This window comes from Gimesia fumaroli (genome assembly GCF_007754425.1).
Classification (GTDB): Bacteria; Planctomycetota; Planctomycetia; order Planctomycetales; family Planctomycetaceae; genus Gimesia; species Gimesia fumaroli.
In genome coordinates this window covers 51,530-72,757 of sequence record NZ_CP037452.1, presented here as the reverse complement: position 1 = coordinate 72,757, position 21,228 = coordinate 51,530, and the positions used below count along the sequence as shown (strand labels likewise).

Annotated in this window: 18 protein-coding genes; 11 read left to right on the top strand and 7 right to left on the bottom strand. The window is 51.2% G+C overall.

The window, feature by feature from the left end:
• Window positions 1–41: 41 nt before the first annotated feature.
• Entirely contained in the window at window positions 42–461 is a 420-nt protein-coding gene (locus Enr17x_RS00285) for a BlaI/MecI/CopY family transcriptional regulator (RefSeq protein WP_145305262.1), read from the top strand.
• Entirely contained in the window at window positions 458–3,670 is a 3,213-nt protein-coding gene (locus tag Enr17x_RS00280) for a M56 family metallopeptidase (protein ID WP_145305261.1), read from the top strand. Before Enr17x_RS00285 ends, Enr17x_RS00280 begins: the two co-directional genes overlap by 4 nt.
• Before the next feature lie 15 nt (window positions 3,671–3,685).
• On the opposite strand, the gene Enr17x_RS00275 is transcribed toward Enr17x_RS00280, so the two are convergent.
• The 3 genes from Enr17x_RS00275 to Enr17x_RS00265 all read right to left on the bottom strand — a co-directional run bounded on the left by Enr17x_RS00275 (window position 3,686) and on the right by Enr17x_RS00265 (window position 6,886).
• Window positions 3,686–3,970, bottom strand: coding sequence for an antibiotic biosynthesis monooxygenase family protein (locus Enr17x_RS00275; protein WP_145305260.1), 285 nt, complete (start codon window positions 3,968–3,970; stop codon window positions 3,686–3,688).
• Window positions 3,971–4,071: 101 nt separating this feature from the next.
• Entirely contained in the window at window positions 4,072–5,268 is a 1,197-nt protein-coding gene (locus Enr17x_RS00270) for a hypothetical protein (RefSeq protein ID WP_145305259.1), read from the bottom strand.
• A 223-nt stretch (window positions 5,269–5,491) separates the two neighbouring features.
• Entirely contained in the window at window positions 5,492–6,886 is a 1,395-nt protein-coding gene (locus tag Enr17x_RS00265) for a DUF1501 domain-containing protein (protein WP_145305258.1), read from the bottom strand.
• 298 nt (window positions 6,887–7,184) lie between these two features.
• Here Enr17x_RS00265 and Enr17x_RS00260 point away from each other — a divergent pair, with 298 nt between their 5' ends.
• The 4 genes from Enr17x_RS00260 (at window position 7,185) to Enr17x_RS00245 (ending at window position 14,502) form a co-directional block, all read left to right on the top strand.
• Entirely contained in the window at window positions 7,185–10,871 is a 3,687-nt protein-coding gene (locus Enr17x_RS00260; protein WP_145305257.1) for an outer membrane protein assembly factor BamB family protein, read from the top strand.
• Window positions 10,872–11,170: 299 nt separating this feature from the next.
• On the top strand, window positions 11,171–12,295 hold the full coding sequence (locus Enr17x_RS00255) for a DUF1559 domain-containing protein (protein WP_145305256.1): 1,125 nt from the start codon (window positions 11,171–11,173) through the stop codon (window positions 12,293–12,295).
• A 98-nt stretch (window positions 12,296–12,393) separates the two neighbouring features.
• A complete protein-coding gene (locus Enr17x_RS00250; RefSeq protein ID WP_145305255.1) occupies window positions 12,394–12,810 on the top strand; it encodes a hypothetical protein in 417 nt (138 codons plus the stop codon).
• Between the two features lie 231 nt (window positions 12,811–13,041).
• Window positions 13,042–14,502: a sulfatase gene (locus Enr17x_RS00245; protein WP_145305254.1), complete on the top strand. Its 1,461-nt coding sequence runs from the start codon at window positions 13,042–13,044 to the stop codon at window positions 14,500–14,502.
• 449 nt (window positions 14,503–14,951) lie between these two features.
• On the opposite strand, the gene Enr17x_RS00240 is transcribed toward Enr17x_RS00245, so the two are convergent.
• The 3 genes from Enr17x_RS00240 to Enr17x_RS00230 all read right to left on the bottom strand — a co-directional run bounded on the left by Enr17x_RS00240 (window position 14,952) and on the right by Enr17x_RS00230 (window position 16,526).
• The gene (locus Enr17x_RS00240; RefSeq protein WP_145305253.1) at window positions 14,952–15,137 is read right to left on the bottom strand and encodes a hypothetical protein; all 186 of its coding nucleotides are present in this window, start codon (window positions 15,135–15,137) and stop codon (window positions 14,952–14,954) included.
• Window positions 15,138–15,192: 55 nt separating this feature from the next.
• Window positions 15,193–15,813 carry a hypothetical protein gene (locus Enr17x_RS00235; protein ID WP_145305252.1) on the bottom strand — a complete coding sequence of 207 codons (621 nt, stop codon included), beginning with the start codon at window positions 15,811–15,813 and terminating at the stop codon, window positions 15,193–15,195.
• 179 nt (window positions 15,814–15,992) lie between these two features.
• Window positions 15,993–16,526: a hypothetical protein gene (locus tag Enr17x_RS00230; protein WP_145305251.1), complete on the bottom strand. Its 534-nt coding sequence runs from the start codon at window positions 16,524–16,526 to the stop codon at window positions 15,993–15,995.
• A 168-nt stretch (window positions 16,527–16,694) separates the two neighbouring features.
• On the opposite strand from Enr17x_RS00230, the gene Enr17x_RS29835 reads away from it, so the two are divergent.
• The 5 genes from Enr17x_RS29835 (at window position 16,695) to Enr17x_RS00210 (ending at window position 19,962) form a co-directional block, all read left to right on the top strand.
• Entirely contained in the window at window positions 16,695–16,946 is a 252-nt protein-coding gene (locus Enr17x_RS29835) for a hypothetical protein (RefSeq protein WP_232100903.1), read from the top strand.
• Entirely contained in the window at window positions 16,928–17,179 is a 252-nt protein-coding gene (locus tag Enr17x_RS29830) for a hypothetical protein (RefSeq protein WP_232100902.1), read from the top strand. Before Enr17x_RS29835 ends, Enr17x_RS29830 begins: the two co-directional genes overlap by 19 nt.
• A 62-nt stretch (window positions 17,180–17,241) precedes the next feature.
• Window positions 17,242–18,003, top strand: a complete 762-nt coding sequence (locus Enr17x_RS00220; protein WP_145305250.1) for an SGNH/GDSL hydrolase family protein — start codon at window positions 17,242–17,244, stop codon at window positions 18,001–18,003.
• A gap of 151 nt (window positions 18,004–18,154) precedes the next feature.
• Complete coding sequence (locus Enr17x_RS00215) at window positions 18,155–19,735, top strand: sodium:solute symporter family transporter (protein WP_145305249.1); 1,581 nt, start codon at window positions 18,155–18,157, stop codon at window positions 19,733–19,735.
• Window positions 19,732–19,962, top strand: a complete 231-nt coding sequence (locus tag Enr17x_RS00210) for a hypothetical protein (RefSeq protein WP_145305248.1) — start codon at window positions 19,732–19,734, stop codon at window positions 19,960–19,962. Before Enr17x_RS00215 ends, Enr17x_RS00210 begins: the two co-directional genes overlap by 4 nt.
• Before the next feature lie 109 nt (window positions 19,963–20,071).
• On the opposite strand, the gene Enr17x_RS00205 is transcribed toward Enr17x_RS00210, so the two are convergent.
• Window positions 20,072–21,169 (bottom strand): hypothetical protein, encoded by a 1,098-nt coding sequence (locus Enr17x_RS00205; protein WP_145305247.1) that lies wholly within the window; start codon window positions 21,167–21,169, stop codon window positions 20,072–20,074.
• Window positions 21,170–21,228: the final 59 nt, after the last annotated feature.

The window sequence follows — 21,228 nt, the reverse complement described above, 5'->3', positions numbered from 1 at the left end:
AATAACCTACAATATGTAGGCAACTGATTCAGGAGCATGATATGACGAAAGCAGATACGGCGCCGCTGACCGATGCGCAGCGGGAGATTATGGAACTCGTGTGGAATCGCGGGGAAATCACTGTCAGTGAAGTCCGCGATGCACTGGCCGAACGACGAGAGCTGGCGCGCAATACCGTGCAGACCATGATCGTGCGGCTGGAGGAAAAAGGCTGGCTGAAACACCGCCAGGAGGGACGTACCTTCGTCTATTCTGCGAAACGGCCGCGCACGGTCTCACTTGGTGCCAAGGTCTCCCAGATGGTGGACCGTTTTTTTGCCGGTTCTGCGGAAGAAATGGTCACCGCACTCCTGGAATACCGGGGGCTTTCCTCTGATGAAGCCGAACGGATTCGCACCATGATTGAAGCAGCAGAAACGAAACAGAAACATTCTTCTCAACGACGAAAGGAATCGTCATGATGCTATTACATTTCGGGAATCCCGGTGATCAGCTCCTGATTGGGGGCATCAATGTGCTGTTGCAAATCACGTTTGTCACTGCGGTGAGTTTATTGTTTGCCACTTGCCTCCGCCGTAATCCTGCGGTTCGGTATGGCGTGTTGGGCACAGCGTTAATCCTGGTCTTGCTCAGTCCGGCGATCACGTTCTGCATGCAGTCTTCGGGAAACAGTCTGTTGACGGTTTCCCTGTTGAAGGAAAACACAAATTCCGTCGACCGTTCGTTTCTGGCAAGATCCTCTGAGGAGCGGCCCTCTTCAGCGGCTTTATTACATCACGATTCGTCTAAAGAGACCACTCACCGACAGCAACCCACAATTGTTAACGTACTGAATCAGACCGAACAGAAACCGGATACGGAAACCCTGCAGGCAGGGTCTCTGATCAAATTAACGAGAGCACAACAGGCCTCGACCGCTGATTCACAAACCGGACCAGCGAGGGATTCCCGGGTTGGTTCCCTGCTTAGAACCATCATGCCGGGGCTGTTGTTAATCTGGCTTTCAGGAACGCTGCTTCTGTTAGTCAGACTCGTGTTTGGCTGGTGCCGTCTGGCGTTCATTTTACGATCGGCAAAGCCTAATACGAATCCACTGCTCGCAGAAGTACTTGAACTGGCGGGTCGCCTGTTTCCAGAATTACGTCTGCCAGAACTGGTTCTCTCACAACATGTTGCAAGTCCTGTCTCTACTGGTTTGCTGCGGCCACGGGTCGTTCTGCCGGAACGAACCGTTTGGCAGATCGATCCTGAATCGTTGCGGGAAATCTTCATTCATGAAATGGCGCATCTGGCGAGACGCGATCAGGTGATCCTGTTGATTCAAAATCTGGTGTCGGCACTCTTCTGGTTACATCCGCTCGTGAATGTATTGAACCGCCGGCTCGCCCAGGCCCGCGAAGAAGTCTGCGATAATTATGTGTTAGTGACAACGGAGGCGTCCTGTTATAGCCGGACGTTGCTGGCACTCGCCAGGCTAAGCGAACCGGAGCGATTTCAGCCAGGTACAATCGGGTTATTTACTTCTCGCTGGAAACTCGAAGATCGCGTCGCCGGCCTGCTCGATGAAAAACGAAGCCGCTTGACGCAACTGTCAAAGAACAAAATCCTGTCCTTGATCGCCCTGACACTGGTGATGGCAGTCGGCATTGCAGGGGGAACCATTACCGTGGCACAAACAAAAACGAATTCCACCAAGGAGCAAACGCCAGACAAACAAAATACTGCTCCGAAAAAACAGCCCCTCATTGTTCGCGGCACGATTACCGGACCTGATGAAAAACCTGCCGCCGGCGCGCGAGTGGCAGTCGTGGCATCGAAAAAAAATGACGGCTGGCCATTGACGCGAGAACTGCTGGGAGAGGGTGTCACTGATACCGCAGGTTATTTTGAACTGTCATTGAAGAATTATTCTTCGAAAATCCATTCGCTTCCCAGTCTCATCGCTCGGACGAACCAGTCGGGATTTGCCTGGCGAACGGTGGATCTGACCAGCAATCCAACCCAGGCTGATTTGAAACTACCGCCAGAGCAACTGATTCAAGTTCGGTTTGTGAATCCAGAAGGGCGTCCCGCGGCTCAATTGCCGGTTGAACTGACGAGTATTTTTCCCACGAGTAAAGATCAGATGCATCTTGAACCCGCTTTGGGAATTGCCGGTCCGACTTCAAAATCGAAGATCTGGCCGACATCGCTCCAAACCGACGCACAGGGCTTGCTGACTCTGAGAAACATTGCGGCTGGGAATGGTCTGTTTTTGAAGATTACTGGCACAGAAGACTTCGCGCCGCAGTCATTGCTTCTCAATTCAGGTTTACCCGGAGAACGTGGTGAAAATGATGGTACATATCGTGCCATCTTCAAGAATATCAAACCGGGCGAAATCGCGACCATCGTGCTGTCCCCGGCGCAGTTCTTTGAAGGGATAGTTCTGCTCGGCGAAAGTAGCAAACCTGCTGCGAATGCGCGCATCACCATCTGGGCCAGTCAGCAGGAACAATATGGTTCGATGCACTCTATTGAGGGTAAGACGGACGAAGCAGGACGCTTTCGCTTGAATCCCCAACCAGGCGTTCGGTTCGGAATCATCGCCTATCCGCCGGCAGGAACCCCGTATCAAACCAGAGAACTAAAGGATCTCCGCTGGAGGCCGGTAGCAGCCTCAAAAAACATCGAAATCAAACTTGGTAAAGTCGCACTCGCACAAGGAACCGTTATTGACGCCGTTACCGGTCAGCCACTCAGCGGTGCTTCCGTGCAATATTATCCCGAAAGTACTAATAATAAAAATACATCCGATGACATCATTACCGGCTGGCAGGGGATCCAGAAAACAGATGCTGCGGGATATTTTTCGATTCCTGTCTTACCCGGTCCGGGAACGTTGCTCTTCCATGCCGCAGAGAATAACTACATCCTGCAGGAACGGGGCTCACAACAACTCTATAGCGGAAAACCGGGAGGCACACGCATGTATGCACATGCCTTTCAGAAGATCAACCCAGCAAAAGACGAAATTCTGAAACCAATGAAGATTGAACTGCAGCCAGGAAAAACGATCTCTGGGACGATTGTTGACGAGCAGGGCCAACCGATCCAGCACGCGCTAATGATCTCACGACTAAAGATACAACCAGCCTCACCCGACTGGCGGGGCTTTCCCGATGAAGTCAACAACGGAACATTCGAACTTCACGGACTACGTGAAGGCATCGAATACCCTGTCTATTTTCTCGATCCTCAGAACCAGTTGGGCGCGGCTGCGAAAATCAGCACGAAGACACAAGAACCCAAAATTGTGCTCAAACCCTGTGGCTCTGCAAGCGCGCGATTCGTTGATCTCAAGGGAGAACCTATCGTGGGAAAAATGCTGGGCAGTCTGTATCTGGTCGTCACTCCCGGTCAACCTAAGTATGATTTTCTGGCATTTCAACGGGGAGAAACATTAGCGGACGAAGATCTCGTGGCAAATATCGACCGGCACAATTATCAACTGCGCACAACATGCACTACCAATGCCAAAGGTCAATTGAGCTTTCCCGCACTGATTCCCGGGGCCTCGTATCGAAGCACGGCGGTTGTCGATGGTCTGCCCAAAGTCACCCATGAATTCATCCTCCAGCCGGGAGAACGGTTTGACATGGGTGACATTGAAGTCCAACTCAATGAGTGAATCGCTTTCTTCGCACTAGTGTTTGTAAATTTTGTGACGCGGTCGGTCGGAGAGGATCTCTTCTTTGCCCCAGTTGGTCACGTCGCGGAAGGCGTCGCTCTGAATGAAGCTTTTGAAAGCCTCTTCATCGGACCATTCGCTGGTGATCATGTACGAAGCGTCGTCACTGACGTCTTTCCATAAATTCGAATTTTCATGCCCTTCGGCAGCGTTAAGTGCGTCAATCACGGCAGCAAATTTGTCTTCGAATGATTGCTGTTTGCCTTCAAGCACGTGATAGTTCATGCCGACTGTGATCATGGTTCATGAATCCTCTATAGAAATGGATGATGGGTAAAAATGGTGGGGCAATAGTAATGCAGGACTGCTGAGGACGCAATAGCACGATGCAGGAGCGTTTGCTAGTGCTGACATCGATTGGCGCCGCGGCGACGCCAGAAGAGAAACAAGCACAGCAACAGACTCAAAACCAGGACGATGTACTTCCAGTAAGATGAACTTACTGCGGATGGCGGGATCTTCTCTTTTTCCACGGGATTTTCTGCTTTAATCGGACTCTGCTTCACTTCGGCAGAAAGTTTCAGAAATGCGTCACGGCGTAATTCCTGGCGGTTCAGCCGGCGGTTCGTGCCATCGGCCAGACGAATATAATTCATTTCGGGAGCTATTGTGTAATCCGTGATGAGTGCCCCCGTGCCTGGTTCGAGCTTAAACTGTTTTTCGTTGAGTTTCGGATTCACATTCCACTTGGTAACAGTCGACCGTAAATGTTGATGAAGTTTGCCAGTGGGATCATAGCCGCTGACCTCAATCGCCTTCAGTGTGGGGAAATTGGAAACAACGGACTGTTGACTGGCGTCCTGATATTCGTAACGGTACTCAGTATGTCCATAACGTTTGCGATTGTGCAGTCCCAACTCGACCCGGGAGATGCGAAACGGTGCGGCTGCCTGGAACCAGATTCGTATCCCGCGTTTCTCAGAACATTCGAGAGCCCGATGTCTGACGCCGTTGATTTCCTGTGTTGTCTCTTTCAAAAGCGCAAACTTGTTTTGTGAGAAGTAAGGCTGACCGGAGACACTTCGGTTGAGAAGAATTCGCAGTGCATTGATTTCGTAATCCCGCACACCCGCCGACGGATTGATTTTGAGTTCGTCGTACGGATTCAACCCAACCCCGCCTGGATTGAGTTCTCTCTGTTCCCGTTTGGTATTCACAACCGTGAACTCCAACGGGATCAAGCCGTCGGAAGAGGGGCCGATATAGATTTTATGATATCGTTCCCGGTTGTCATCTGTGTGTAACCAGTACTCAATCTCGCGCGGCATATCGATCATTTGCTGGCTGCCTGCAACTGAGACTCTCCCCTCCAACTCCAGAGTGCGTTGGGAATCGATGCCTTCCATCCGAATGTGGAGCGAACGCACGGAATTCGCTGCTGCTTCCCATGCCCGAATGATTGTTTTCACATTGGGAGTGCCTGCATACGCATCGCGACCTGAAACGATTGAGCACGGGCCAGCAAAAATCACGATGCCAGCCACGACCGCTAAGCATTTTTTCTGAAACGGGTTAACAAATAAATCTTGAGCCGCCATCTTGGATTGCCTTCACGTTGTTCTACCGGTCTTTCATGACATTGGTATTTGTACCAACACTGCTGTGCCAACCGGGACAGGCTCTCTATTAACCCAACTAAACGTCTGAAGGTTCGTCAAAAATGGAACAGTTTACTCCTCTCCCGAATTCAGCCTGGCGGACGCAATCACCGCTTTTCTCGGTAACCGTCAGTAGTACGAGACCAAAATCAAAGATGATGAATCAGAACAGGCCGGGAATGATGTTACCGGCAGTGGCGACCTGGACGATTTCGTTCGGCACGCCGCGGGTGATGCGCAGTTCACCCAGATCGAAGAGCGTGTGCATGATGCTGGTGACGAGGTCTTTGCGTTCGATGGGTTCGGTCTGTGGTTCGCTGGCGTGGCGCGTGGACTGGCCGATGACCTGCCCCATGTTTAAGCCGCCGCCGGTGAGCATCAACGGCGATAGATTGCCCCAGTGATCACGGCCGCCGCGCGTGTTCATTTTCGGGGTACGGCCCATTTCCCCCGAACAGACCAGCAGAATGTCATCGCTGAGTCCGCGGTCCCGTACATCTTCCATAAACGCGGAAACCGCATGGTCGAAGGGAACGCCCATGTAGTCCATGCCTTCTTCAACGCCGGCGTTATTTTTGTCGGCGTGCATGTCCCAGACAAAGTTTGTCGTGATGGTCACAAAACCACAGCCGGCTTCGCAGAGACGGCGGGCCATCAATAACAGCTTGCCCAGTGACTGTGCGTTGTCGATATACCGTTTATAGTTCTTCCAGCGCGTGCTGATCTGTTCCGGCTTGACCAGCGGTGCTGTATCGTAACGCGCCACGACGTTGGGATCTTCTTTTGATAAATCAAAGGCTTCGGAAACGCCGCCCAGAATCACATCGAAGGCCTGTTGCTGGAGATGCGACGACGCAGCAAACGTTTCACTTTTATCAGCCGCCCAGCGGGCACGATCGAGGTTCGACAATAACAGCCGGCGGTCATCGAGCCGATTCTGGGGAATTGACAGCGTCATGTTCGACTGCATGTCGCCGCCCGCACCGGGAACGAAGGGAGCATAGGCACTGCCCATTAAGCCATGCGAATCGAACTTGCCGAATTTGGTAATCGCGGGCATCATTTTGTCGTCGATGGCCTGCGGAAATAAGACCGCGTTCGTCGGCATGCCATTTTCCGGATGATTCGAACCGACGACGCGCGAGTAGAGTGAACCGAGATTCGCATCAAGCGTGTCTTTGTGCACAATCGGCTTGATATCGTGCCGACTGTCGCCTGTCCGGTAGGAACGCACGATCGACATCCGATCTGCCAGTGGTGCCAGTTTCTGAAATGTGCCGCCAAAGGTCACGCCGGGAATCCTGGTAGTCACTTCACCGGTCGCACTACGAATGCCCGCGGGGGCGTCCATTTTGGGATCGAAGGTTTCAATCTGGCTCGGACCACCATGCATAAACAGAAAGATGACCGACTTATTTTTCAGCAGCTTCCCCGAACCGGCGGCCTGTGCTTTTGCCGACAGCAAGCCGGGTAGCGTTAAGCCACCTAACGCCAGACCTCCCACGCGGAGAAATTCACGTCGTCCAGAAAGACCGTTGTGTTCGCAGAAAGAAAGCATGATTTTACCTGAGCCAATGGAAATCGCCTGCTTTGGTTACCGACCAATATATCAATAATTGTTTATGCTATCCAGAGAAAAGAGGAGATTGAGATAAATCATGGTTTTAAAAGAGCTTCAGCCATACTGACTCGCACTGAAATAAACGAGATGACCAGATGAAACGCGCGTGAATTTATCGTGAAGCGAACAAACGTGCCTGTTAAAACAATTCTCACTCCGTTAGTTTAATAGATCAGAGATGATTGATTGATCGTCTGCTGTCAGACAATTCATAGTTCGTTCAGGGAGTTTTTGCATGTCTTCCCCCGTTGTGCGTGTGGCTGGTTCGTTCTGCTTCTCTGTTATGAGTCTGCTCTTACTTGTTTGTTCTGCCTCCGCTGCCGACTGGCCGACCTGGCGAAACAATGCCCAGCGCACCGCCGTCACTGACGAGCAACTTCCAAGCACGTTGCATTTACAATGGACACGACAATTGGGTCCACTGAAACCGGCCTGGCCTGAAGACCCCCGAATTCAATTCGACGCACACTATGAACCGGTTGTCGCCGGGCAGACTATTTATGTCGGTTCTTCGCGCAATGATAGCGTCACCGCTTTTGATCTTTCCAGTGGAAAAGAAAAGTGGCGGTTTCATGCGAACGGCCCTGTTCGATTCGCGCCCCTGGTTTCCGGTAAGAACATTTATCTCTCGGCCGACGATGGTCACTTTTACTGTCTTGATTCTGATAACGGCAGTTTGCGCTGGAAATTTCAAGCCGCTCCCAATCATCGTAAAGCGCTGGCGAACGAACGGCTGGCTTCGGTCTGGCCCATTCGAGGCGGCGCGGTTCTCTCTGACGGTAAGATCTATTTCACCTGTGGCGTCTGGCCGTTCGAAGGCACGTTTCTCTATACACTGGATGCCGAAACCGGCGCCTCACTCGCACCGCCGAAATACGAAATCAAAACGCTCAAGGATATCACGCCCCAAGGTTATCTCGTCAAGAACGGCGATCGCCTGTTGATACCCTGCGGACGTTCGGTCGCCGCCTGCCTCGATCTCAAAACCGATCAATTCATCACACATAAATATGGAAACCGGGCGACGAACTATCACGTCTCTTCGATTGGCCCCTACATCTTTCACGGCGGCTCCACGTTCCAGATGGATGCCAAACAAGAATATGCGGTTTCTGCTCGCAATCCGGTACTGACAGAAAATGTCGTCTACTTCGGTGAGGGAGGAAATGTCGTCGCCTACGATCTCAAAAAGTTGAAGATCGTGAAAGAAACAGACCGTCGCGGCAAGGAAGTCACCAAAACGCTGCTCAACCAGCTCTGGAGCCTGCCACTGCCTCCACAGCAAAACATGCCGAAAGCAGAATATGACGCCTGGGTCAAATCGCATCCGGTGCAACTTGATCTGAAAGCCGGCAATCGACTGTACGGTCATCAGGCCAATACGATCTTTGCGCTGGATCTCAAGGAAGAGGGAAAAGGCGCTGATGTTAGTTGGACTCAAACCATTGATGGCACGCCCACCACGATGATTGCAGCCAATGGTGCACTCGTTGTCGTGACACAAGAGGGAGACCTGCTCTGCTTTGGTGAGAAACAGACCAAGCCACAAACATTTCCTGAAGAGAATCGCAAACTGGCGAAGCAGCAGGATGACTGGACGAGCAAAACTCAAAAAATGCTGCAGCTGACAAAACCCGGCAACGGTTATTGTCTCGTGCTGGGAACCGGCAGTGGGCGTCTGCTGGAAGAACTGGTACAACAATCCCAGCTAACGCTCATCGCCGTCGAGCCCGACAAAACAAAGGTCGATGCACTGCGGGCGAAGTTCGATGCCGCCGGTCTGTATGGATCACGGGTGGTCGTCCATCAGGGGAATCCGCTGGCCTTCGAACTGCCGGCCTACATGGCCGAGCTGATCGTTTCCGAAGATCTGGCAGTGCTCGGTAAGTCACTGGCTGCGGAAGACTGGCATACCATTTATAAGTCGTTGCGACCCTACGGTGGCAAGGCGTGCCTGGAATTGAAGGATGCCGAATTCAAGACGCTGGAAAACACCGTCGCCGGCAAGCAACTGCCGCGCGCCGCTCTCAAACAGGCCGACGGATTCACGCTATTGTCACGCGTGGGCTCACTGCCCGGCTCTGCCGACTGGACGCACGAGTACGGCGATGCCTCCAATACGCTGATGTCGCGCGATGAACTCGTCAAAGCGCCGCTGGGCGTGCTCTGGTTTGGTGGTCCTGCAGGTCACGGGGACCTGTTTTATAACCGTCACGACTGGGGCCCCAGTATGGCGGTCATAGAAGGCCGCATGTTTCTACAGGGACCGGGCAAGTTGACCGCCGTTGACGTTTATACGGGTCGGATTCTCTGGCAGATTCCTCTGAAAGAAACACCCGAAGACAGTCCGGGCCGCCGCGGCCAAAGCTACGATGGCAAGCTGGTCGGATTCCATTTCATCGCCATTGAAGACAGCATCTATCTCGTCACCAGCGACAATACCTGCCTGCGGCTCGATCCGGCGACGGGGGAAACATTGGCGACAATGAAACTGCCCCACCCCGAAGATCGCTGGGGACGCATCCGCATTCAAGGCGACCTGCTGCTGACATCGGTTTTTCGGATTTCTCCCAAAATCGGCAAGAAGTACGGCTTACTCCCGCTGGAACTGGTGGCCCTCAACCGTCACACCGGCGAAGTCATCTGGACGCACAAAGCGAAGATGAGTTTTCCCGTCGTCTCCTTGAGTGGAGACCGGATCTATGTTTATGACGGTGCACTGGAAAACTTTTATGGCGACTGGAAACGCCGGGGAAAAATTCCCAATGCACTGGCCGAACGTTTTATCAAGGCCATCGACGTTCAAACCGGCAAACTGCTCTGGGAGCATCAGACGGACGTTGTGGGAACCTGGTTATCGTATAGTGACAAAAAAGATGTGATGCTGGTCACCAATCGCGACGGCATCTCGGCCTTTCGCGGAAAAGATGGTTCCGAACTCTGGAAGAAATATTCCACCGGCCAAGGATTTCGCGGGCATCCCGAAACGCTGTGGGACAAAGTCATCATCTGGAACGACCGCATTCTCGATCAGCGCGGACCTGGAAAATCTTATGATCTGGAAACCGGCGAACCAATTCTGCGTACGAACCCGATCACCGGAAAACCGATCCCCTGGGAATTTACCAAGGCAGGACATCACTGTAACTACGCCATCGCCAGCCCGCACCTGATGACATTCCGCGCCAGCTCAGCCGGCTTCTGTGATATCGACAGTACGAACACCTCGCGGCTGGAAGGCTTCCGTACCGGTTGCCGCAACAGCCTGGTGCCCGCGAACGGCGTACTCAACTCACCTAATATGGCGCACGGTTGCAGCTGTGGGTATTCGCTGTTTACTTCGTTAGCACTGACACATGTGCCGGAATCCGAAGTCTGGAGCTATAGCGCACTGGCACTGAATGCCAAAACGGATCAGGTGCAAAAGCTGGGGATCAACCTGGGCGCCCCCGGCGACCGTCAGGCAGAGAACGGCACTCTCTGGTTGGACTATCCCAACGTGGGAGGTTCCTCGCCTGTCGTCTCGATCAAACTGGAGGGCAAGGACCTGCGTTACTTCCACAAACATTCGGCATTCGTGGAAAGTGGTAACCAGAAATGGGTCGCTGCTTCAGGAGTCGAAGGCGCTTCTGCTTTGACCGTTACGCTTTCACCTGACAAAACGACCGAACGTCGCTATACAGTCCGCCTGCACTTTTTAGAACCAGATGAAACAAAGCCGGGAGAGCGTGTGTTCGATGTCAGACTGCAGGGCAACCTTGTGCTGGAGGACCTGGATGTCGTTAAAGCCGCTGAGGGCGCAAACCGTGCAGTAGTAAGAGAATTCAAAGGCATTCCCGCTGCAAGCAACTTGAAGGTAGAGCTGACGCCGATCAAAGGACGCACGCTGTTATCCGGTGTAGAAATCATGGTTGAAGAATAACCGGCGGCGCATCAAGCACGGGTAATCCCTGGTCTCAATAGAATTAATCAGTAGATGCGGCACCGTTCGGGTGCGCAGATTGAGAACCGAGATCAGCCTGTCTTTCGCGCGTTACATCAAGATCCAGTTAATACTTTGAAGCAATCCGTGAAGATCGGTTTAAAGTTTAGCTATCTGATTCAATCGATCTTGTGAGGAAAAAAACGTACTGTACCGTTGGCGCAAGAGAGCACTCGCATTCACACAAACAGTATGAATATTCTTCCTTCAATTTCGTTCTCATCACGGAGCAGACCCAGATGAAGATCTCCCCCGCCTCGAAACAAAACCGAACCGGTTTCACGCTGATTGAGTTGCTGGTTGTCATTGCCATTATCGCCATCCTGATTGCATTGTTGCTTCCTGCAGTGCAGCAGGCGCGTGAAGCCGCCCGCCGCAGTCAGTGCAAAAACAATTTGAAACAGCTCTGCATTGCGATTCACAACTACCACGATACTTACCTGCGCACCCCACTGCATATGCACCGCGGTTCCGATGATTACGATGGGGCCGCGAACGGCGGATCGGGAAATCTCTCCTGGTATGTCGGTCTGCTTCCGTATGTGGATCGCGCCAATATTTACAACCAGATTCCCTTTGAAACGAGTGGCCTGGGCGATTCCTGGAGCGGCATCGCGAATAATACTTCGGTACTGGGTGGTCTGGCACGAGTTGAGATTCCGCTTTTCAAATGCCCCAGCGAATCCGTCGTCAACACGGTCGTATCAACTGCTAACTTCAGCTATGTCGCCAATGCAGGTCGACCACGTAATTTGCTGTTTCCGGGTCAACCCTCCACCGGAGGGGCCGCACCTCCGGCGTCGAAAGGGATTATCTCGATCTCGCGCATGAATCAGAGTGGACCATACAGCGATAACTGGCGTGCCACCACGAATGCCAGCTTTGGCTTCAGTGACATTAAAGATGGCCTGTCTAACACCGCCGCGCTCTCTGAATCGCTGGTGAATGACGGAAGCGGAAATCATCCAGACCGCCGCCGCAATTTGTATTACACGAATTCCGCCATGATCGAACAGTACGACGCCTATATCGATCAGGTCGTTTCCGATGGACTTTCCGGATACCTTAACTGGTCGGACTGGAGCCAGTACAAAGGCCACTCCTGGCTCTATACCGACTCCTGGCAGAAACACGTTTATACGCACGTCTTTCCTCCCAATACGATTTCGATTCCTTCCTACGCCAGCGATACCTTCCGCTGTCACGAAGGCGATTCCGGCATCACTCCTTCCAGCGATCACACCGGTGGCGTGCATGTGGCCATGATGGATGGAGCCGTCCGATTCATTTCGAATTCAATCGACTTGAATACCTGGTGGGCACTCGGGACCAAAAATCAACGTGAAGTGGTCGGCGAATTCTGATTCCTGTTTTGGATTTATGCTTTTGCTCTTAGCATTCCGTCCTCTCCAGGCAACTGATTCGTCCTCAATGAGTTGCCTCTTTGTTTTGGATTCCACACATGACCGTTCTCACAACACGCTGTTTTTTTGCATTCGGTTTGTTCTTACTCTGCGCGCTTCTTCCAGGCTGTTCTAAAGAGGAAGACCCGATCGAAGCAAGATTAAAAGAAGTCGGTTATACGCCAGAGAAAATTGTACGTGAATTAGAATTACGCATCACCAACCTGGACAAGATGCCCGCACGGGAAAAACGATCCAAAACGGGTGAGAAACTGGACGGCGATCGCAACGACGGCCCGCGCGGCAATCCCTTTACCTTCGAAGCCATCATCAAAGATATCAAAGCCAAAATCGACCAGCTGCAGGAAAGAGCCGGCGCAGAAGAAAACATACTGGATCAGGTCAAACAGAAAATCGAGAGCGGTACGCTAGACGAAAAAAAGCGGAAACAGGTTCTGGATGCGCTTTCCTCGTGAAATGTGCATTTGTTTTAAATTCAAGCCAACTCGATACTTTCTCATTCTGATCATTCAGGTCAATCTCTCCACCCATCAATACTCGTCTACCCTACTTCCTCAAATTGAGGAATCGTGCTAAAAGTCCCCCGCCAAAGTCATTCCGGCATTTTCTTTCCTTCCGGCGCGAGTGTATGATGAAGGGCTGCCATTCTTATTCATCATTCGAAGATTCGTCGAAAGGAACTTCAGATGCGCTTGCTACTGATGATTTTTCTTCTCTGCTTTATTGTTTCCCCGCTGCAGGCTGCGAAACAGCCGAATATTCTATTCATTGCCATTGATGACCAGAATGACTGGATCGGCTGTCTGAACGGACATCCCCAGATCAAAACGCCGTTTATCGACAAGGTCGCTGCGCGGGGCACGCTGTTTTCAAATGCGCACTGCCAGTCGCCCCTCTGCAATCCGTCGCGGACCAGCCTGATGACAGGACTGCGGCCGACGACCACCGGCATTTACGGACTGGCCCCCTGGTTCCGCACCGTCGATCGCTTCAAGGATCGCGTCACGCTGCCGCAGTATCTGGAACAGAACGGTTATAAAACCTATAGCACCGGCAAGATCTATCACGGCGGTTACGGGCGTAAGAAAAACGACAAGGAATTTAACGAACTCGGCCCCCCTGCCGGCGTAGGTGTGAAGCCACCGAAGAAGCTGGTCGAGACTCCCAACCCGCATCCGCTGGTGGACTGGGGCACGTTTCCTCATAAAGACGAAGACAAGGGAGACTGGAAAGTCGCCAGTTGGGCCGTCGATCAGTTGAACAAAAAGCCGCAGGAACCCTTTTTCCTGTCGGTCGGCTTTTTCCTGCCGCACGTTCCCTGCTACGCGACTCAGCAGTGGTTTGATCTCTATCCGGAAGAGACGCTGCAACTTCCGCCGCTCCTGGAAACCGACCGCGACGACACGCCCCGCTTTTCCTGGTATCTGCACTGGAAGCTGCCTGAGCCGCGATTCAAATTTCTGAAAGAAGCCAACCAATGGAAAAACCTGGTCCGCTCCTATCTGGCGTGCACCAGTTTTGTCGACAGTCAAATCGGTCGTGTGACCGAAGCACTGGAGAAAAATAATCTGGCCGAGAATACGATCATCGTGATCTGGTCCGATCATGGCTGGCACCTGGGCGAGAAACTGATCACCGGCAAGAATACACTTTGGGAACGCTCCACCCGGGTCCCGCTGATTTTTGCCGGCCCGGGCATTACCGAGGGCGCTGTCTGCAGCAAGCCCGCCGAACTGCTGGACATCTATCCCACGCTGGTAGAGCTCTGCGGCTTGCCTCCCCGCATGGATCTGGAAGGGCATTCCCTGGTCCCTCAATTGAAAGATGCCAACACGCCCCGCAAGTGGCCAGCGATCACGTCGCATAATCGGAATAATACAACAGTTCGCACCGAGAACTATCGTTATATCCACTATGCCGACGGCTCGGAAGAGTTCTACGATATGAAACAGGATCCGGCCGAATGGAAAAACCTGAGCAATGACCCGAATTACGCCCAGCTGATCGAAGAGCACCGCGCCTGGCTGCCGACCATCAACGAAAAACCGGCGCCCGGCAGTAAGCATCGCATTCTGCGTTACGAAAACGGTCAGGCAAACTGGGAAGAAGTCGATATCAAAGACGACGAACCGATCCCGGAACTTTAATCAGATTTAAGAACACAAATCACTCACAACAAAGCCGAAACGCATCGAAGTCTGTTCAAACGTCGGTAGTTCGAATGGATCAATTTTACCATTCAGTAAAGTCCTGACGGTTAAATTTTCGGCACGCGGTTTCTGAAAAAGTTTTTGTTTTGAGAGTTCAAGTTCTCGCAGCATCACTGCCGAAGTATGCGTGTATAACAATGACACTGGAAGCAAGTCACAACTGATGAACCCAAGACAGACGCTCGCGTTTGAGTAGTCGGCTGCGAATTGTGACCAGATTGTAAGTGTTACACAAACAGGAGTACTACGTACGACAAGGGTTGGAAGTTTGGGCTTCCAACCCTTTTTTATGCGCATGTCTCCAATGAAGTTCCCTGTCAGATTGAGCGGGTCGGCGCTAGCCGCCGGTAATTTTCGACACACAGAAGACGGTCGAAATTGAATCGCTATTTCTTCTGAGTGGCCCAGTAAAGCTGTTTATGCCCACGTGCTTCGAACTCGGCCACCATCTGTCGGGCGGCTGCTTCGAACAATCCCTCCTCAATCAAAAATTGATTCCCATCATCCCCCTGCCGCCAGACGGACCAGTCGCCGCTTCGGTCAGCGGCTTCTTTTGAAATATTTTCGTTCATTTCTAACTTTCGTGGTTTGAAAACCAGCAGGTCTGCCCACCATTCTTGCTTTAACCTACCTTTCGATGATAATTAGATCCATTCCCTGACCAAGACAATAATCCAACCAGTTCAAATAGCTCTTTCTTGCCGGATATATCAGATCAGTCCAGACTTCTTTCTCTTCCGCAATCTCTTGAGGATTCATCCCTCTCACATCCGATGCTTCTTCAAAGGTTTCCTTAAGACAGCCTTCCAGCTGTTTTCTTTCTTCCAGGATTTCCTCCAGAGTCAGATAGCCGATGTGTTCCTCAGGGGGAAAACCAAAGGGTGACTTATAGAAATCGTCTAATTTACTTTGTTTGAATTCCAGATAACATACAGGCGGCATTTCATTTACTTCTGCATCCAGCCACGTTCCGAATAATTCACAGATCCACTCGATTGGCCTAATTAATGTATATCCCTCGTCCTGAATCTCGTTACTCAGACCAAATATTTTTTGCATTATTGTTTTCACACAATGACAGTATTCTAAATAATCGTCAGGTAAATCATCGCCCGGATGAAAGCCATCATCTTGGATAAAATCTTCCATGAATAATTGAACGTAACCGTCGGCCTCTTCTTTATTAATCTTCTGAATCGATTCAATTTTAATGGCATACCCACAGATGCCCCGTCTTATTTGTTCCATTTCATTGGAATTCCTGTTTTGGATCCTCAACTTACCTATCCGGTCAACTACCGTTATCGTCTGTTCCTACCTTCTCTCTCAAACTCACTTTGATTCGATCTCTTAAAAGCGGCACAGACGATGAATTTTTGTGTAATTTTTGTCACTCGCAGTCAGTAACTTTTTTTAGCCTATCCCCTTCAAAGTTTCCGAAAAAAACGCACACCGATGACCCAAAAGAAGAGAGATAGAAACGCCCCAACGAGAAAACCAGTGAGTGCGCCAGCAGCATAGACTTCCCTGAGTTCTTCTGCGGTGTTTCCCAAAACATCATAGCCGAGTGACAGCAGTATCGCTTTGCCTGCTCCCGTTGCCACCCCTACAGCGGCACCAGCCAGTCCCCCTACAACCATCACAATATCTCGCCAGCGGGAAGCAGGCATCTGGTGCAAAGCAGGAGTGGCAGCCATCAGTTTCCATTCACCCTTAGTCAGCGAAACAGCCGTCACCAGCGCAGCAGAAATCAGCGGCAAAAAGATCCAGCGAAGGTGAAATGCTAGTAAGTAGCCAGAAAATTCAAGTAGTGCGCCGGTCATGATTGCAGCTGTCACTGCGACAATGCAGGGTTTAATCCGATAGTGAGCCAGACAGAGTTGGAGAAACACCATCACCAGGAACAGCGTACTGAGCAACACCCCCACAAAAAACAGGCCCGCAACAATATAGTTCAGCATTCAGACCATCCCTGGGTCGAAAAATCGAAAGACTAATCAGACAAAGCATTTTATGAAACAAAGCCACTCCAACAGAGAGCATCTCTTTTCCCATTATTGACAGCCAATTCTCTCCTGGCTACCGTATTCTTACAGAGATATCAATCATCGAAAAAATGGAGCATCGCTATGTTCGAAAACGAAATTACTCTCAACCAGTTCCTGTTAGAGCAGCTCGGGACCATTATGGCAGATCTGCCTGAGGACTGTCTCTTCACGCCGGGAACGGGACACGGTCATCCTCCGGTCTGGATTCTGGGGCACCTCGCGATTGTTGGTGAGATGGGGCAGACGTTTTTGGGGGCGATGTTACGCATACTACCTGGGTGCAGGCCTTTGGCCCTAGTTCGAATGACGAAGTCATGCCGGACTCCAACTTGACCCGGGAAACCTTGATCGAAGCCAATTTCAGTGCCTATGAAATGCTGAGAACATTGGCTGCGGATGCGGACACCGCGACGATGGCAGAGCCACACCCGGTTGAGCTCTTAAACGGCACCGCCATTGAAACGAACGGGCAACTGCTGGCGCATATGCTGACGAGCCATGTCGGCTTTCATCTGGCACAGCTCTCCAGTTGTCGGCGTGAGCGGGGCATCGCCGCTCTGTTCTAAGAATCTGCTTTATTCGTGTTTTAACGAAATCATCTTCGGCATCACAGTCAGGACTGTTCCTCATGCATCATCGAGTTGTGTCTTTTATATTTTGCTGCACACTGTTAATGGGCAGTCTATTTTGTTCTCCACTGTTGGCGGCAGAAAAAGAATCGGCGGAACCGTTCACGGTTGTCACGTTCGGCGACTCGACCACGGCGACACGCGGGCCGCTGGTGGTGTATTCGATGATTCTGGAGAAAGAATTGCCGCAGCAGAGTATCCCCGTCAAAGTGATCAACGCGGGCATTGGCGGCAATACGACGGCCAACGCGGTCGCCCGTTTCGAGAAAGATGTGCTCCAGAAGCAGCCCGATCTGGTAGTGATTCAATTCGGCATTAACGATTCCGCCGTCGATGTCTGGAGAGACCCGCCGAAAGAAAAATCGCGTGTCTCAAAAAAACAGTACGAGGCCAACCTGCGTTCGTTGATCAAACAGCTCAAGGAAAAACAGATCGCGGTGATCCTGATGACGCCGAATTCGCTCCGATGGATTCCCCGCATTCAAAAACTGTATGGCAAGCCGCCCTATGATCCCGAGGATCCCGACGGCTTCAATCTGTTTTTGAAGGCGTATGCCGAAACGGTGCGACAGATCGCCAAAGAAACCAACGTGCCCCTGGTCGACGTCTACGCGGCCTTTGAAACCTATGCAAAACAACCCGGTCAGTCGGCCCACGATCTGTTACTGGACGGCATTCATCCGAATACCAAAGGGCAGCGAATGGTGGCGGATCTATTGATGCCTCAGATCAAACAGGTTCTCGCCGCTCGAAAAAAATGAACGTCTGAATCGGCTCTGTTTTGATTTCCGGAAGGCAGAGTCGATTTTTGCAGGCGTTCGCTGTATGGTGGGATCGAAGTCGCTCGTACTTTCTGTCTGTGAAAACTCATTCTTTCCCCTGAACCGGAATGTCGACAAAGGTTGATTCACCATGCAGACCCTGTCGTTCCTCGATTTTGCCGTCATCGCTGCATATCTGATGGGAACATTAGCACTGGGACTTTATATCGGTTCCAAAATCAAAACCGGCTCGGATTACTTTCTGGCCGGGCGACGTCTCCCCTGGTGGGCCATCGGCATGTCGCTGGTGGCGACCGACATTGGTGCCGTCGATATTGTGGGAACTGGTGGTGCCGCCCATCAGCATGGCCTGGCGGTTGCAAATTTTGAATGGATCGGCTGCGTGCCCGCGATGATCATCGCCGCGTTTGTGTTCATCCCCTTTTTCTGGCGGAGCGGAGTGACGACGATTCCCGAGTATATGGAACGCCGCTTTAACGTCGCCGTACGTTCGGCGCTGGCGATCTGCTGGATCATTTTCATGGCATGCAACCTGGGCATCATGCTGCTGGCGTCGGCCAAAATGATGCACGTGCATCTGGGAATGACCGTGAATGCCTGCATTTATCTGACGGCGTTTCTGGTGGGCGTCTACACGATTTCCGGGGGACTCGCGGCCGTCGTGTATACCGACATGATTCAATGCGTGATCATGATTGGCGGCTGTCTGCTGGTCCTGGTGCTGGGAGTCATTGACCTGGGAGGCGTCAAAGAGTTTCAGGCCGCCATTGAGAAGCAGGAACAGATCCAACTACAGAAAGAACTCGCGGAGAACGGAGAGGCGGAGCAGGTCTCGCATACTTCACTCATCCTACCCGCGGATGCAGATACGCCGTTCCCCTGGACGGGGATTTTCTTCGGTCTGGCTTTAATTTTGAGCCCTGCCTACTGGATCGGCAACCAGGCGATTGTCCAACGCTCGCTGGGGGCGAAGAGTGAATTCGATGCAAAAGCCGCCTATGTCTGGGGGGCGTTATTGAAGAATCTGATTCCCGTCATCGTGGCTGTACCCGGCTTGATCGCGTTTGTGAAATTCCCGGAACTTACCGACGGCGATCAAGCATTTCCCGAATTGATTTCGCACCTGCTGCCAGTCGGTTTGAAAGGTCTGTTCCTGGCAGCGTTTCTGGCGGCACTGATGTCGAGCATCGACTCCTATCTGAACTCGGCATCGACCATCGTGACCAATGATTTTTATAAACGCTTTTATCGCCGAGACGCGACGGATGAATCGCTGTTGAAAATCGGTCGCGGCGTGACGTTTCTGCTGGTGCTCTGGGCGATTGGGTTTTCGTTCTTCCTGATGACCCGCAGCGAAGGCATTTATACGATCTTCCAGACCTTGATGGCGTTCTTCCAGGGACCCGCGTTTGCGATTTTATTGACGGGGCTACTCTGGAAACGGGCCACCGGAATCGCCGCGTTGATCGGCTTCATTGTCGGAGTCTGTTTTTCAATCACGCTATTCACGTTGAATCAGGAACCCGTTTATACCGCACTGGGAATCGATCCTCTGTTCCAGATTTCCGAACCGTTTCTGTATTTTTCGATCTGGGCTTTTGTGGTCTCGTTCTCGTTGATTGTCATCATCAGTTTTCTCACCAAACCAGAGCCGGCCGAAAAAATTGAAGGCCTGGTCTTCAGCCTCAAACCAAACCGGGGGCAAGCATGACGCCGTTGCATCACATTGGCAATTTCATTCGCGAGTTGGTGGTTCCGATTCCGCTGTGGTGTGTACGGGCCCTGTTTCTGGGAACGCTGATCGCCGTATTGATCTGGGTCGTGCGACTGCCGAAAGAAAATACAACACCTTCGGAAACGGCTCCCTGGTACCAGAATCTGAAAATCTGGGCCTGTCTGGCGCTGGCAATTCAGATCGTGATTTACAGTGTTTTCTGACGTTGTAGCAGCACTGTCGGGCAAGCCAAACACCGGCACACAGGATGGGGAACTTTCAAACACTTGATCTTTTTCAGTTCCTGCATACCTTGGTCAACTTCTGATTCTCTCAGGGTGAGGATTTGTTTTTCTGATAGAGAAACAAACTGATGACCAAAAGAACGACAAGGATATTGACCAGTATCAGCGCGGAGGTCATCCACGAAGGTTTTGCAACAACTTCATCAAAAGGACGGTTCTTGTAATAATATTTTTCATCAGCAAGCAAGTCAGAAACATGGTAACCGTCTGGAATTTCTAATGTAAAAATAGAATCATCAATGTCACCAACCGAAACATCAGTGACGTTAATTTCAAGTCCCAGTCTCACCTGATCATGCTTCGATGCTTCATTATCAAGACCAAAATAGAACTTACGCTGAATATTCATCGGGACCCATAAGTTATTTTTTTTATCAATGAGTTGATAGCTGAGCACCAGCGTCTCAAATTTACGGGGCTGATCGGGCCCATACGTTACCACTCTTTTATGGACGTAAAACCCATGCAGCAAAGAAAGCCAAATATCATCATATCCTTTACGTTGAATATGAACACACTTCTCGCCATCGATCTCTTCGACTCCCACCACTTGATAGTCTCCACTGAAAAAACACTCCGGAACTGTGGGCACCTGAGTGAATGGTTCTCCTAAACGATAAAACTGGTAACCTTCAGCGTAGTGTAGATATTTGTAATAGTCTGAATGGGCGGAAGAAAATAGAAATCGCGCGGGGTATAAGATCGCTGTGTGATGCGACTGATCCAACGCAATGGTTGTGTGATCCACGAAATTATAAACGGAGGTTCGATGAAAACGACTGGAATCTTCTACGTTCACTCCCGTTGCATCGATATACAATTCAGGCCACTTGATTACATTAATGACTGTGAGATTGCCTTTGAGTCCAAAATCATGCGTCGGATCTTCAAAGGCACTCAACATATATTTGATGCTGATGCCACGAGGATCCCGTAGTAATTTCTCCTTCGTGCTTTGAATGTTCTTAATTATTTCTTCGAGATTGAGTAGCTGAGGTTTTTCGATTTCCTCGCCTCGAACCTGAGTAATGCAGCACGTCAGAACAATAGTAATACAGAATACCAAACACAGGCACCGCTTCAAGGGTATCCTTGCATCACATTTATTAGCAATATTCTTTTTCACACGATTTCCGATCACAATCAAAAAGCCGCCAGCACTGAGGAAATGAAGAAGCACTTCAA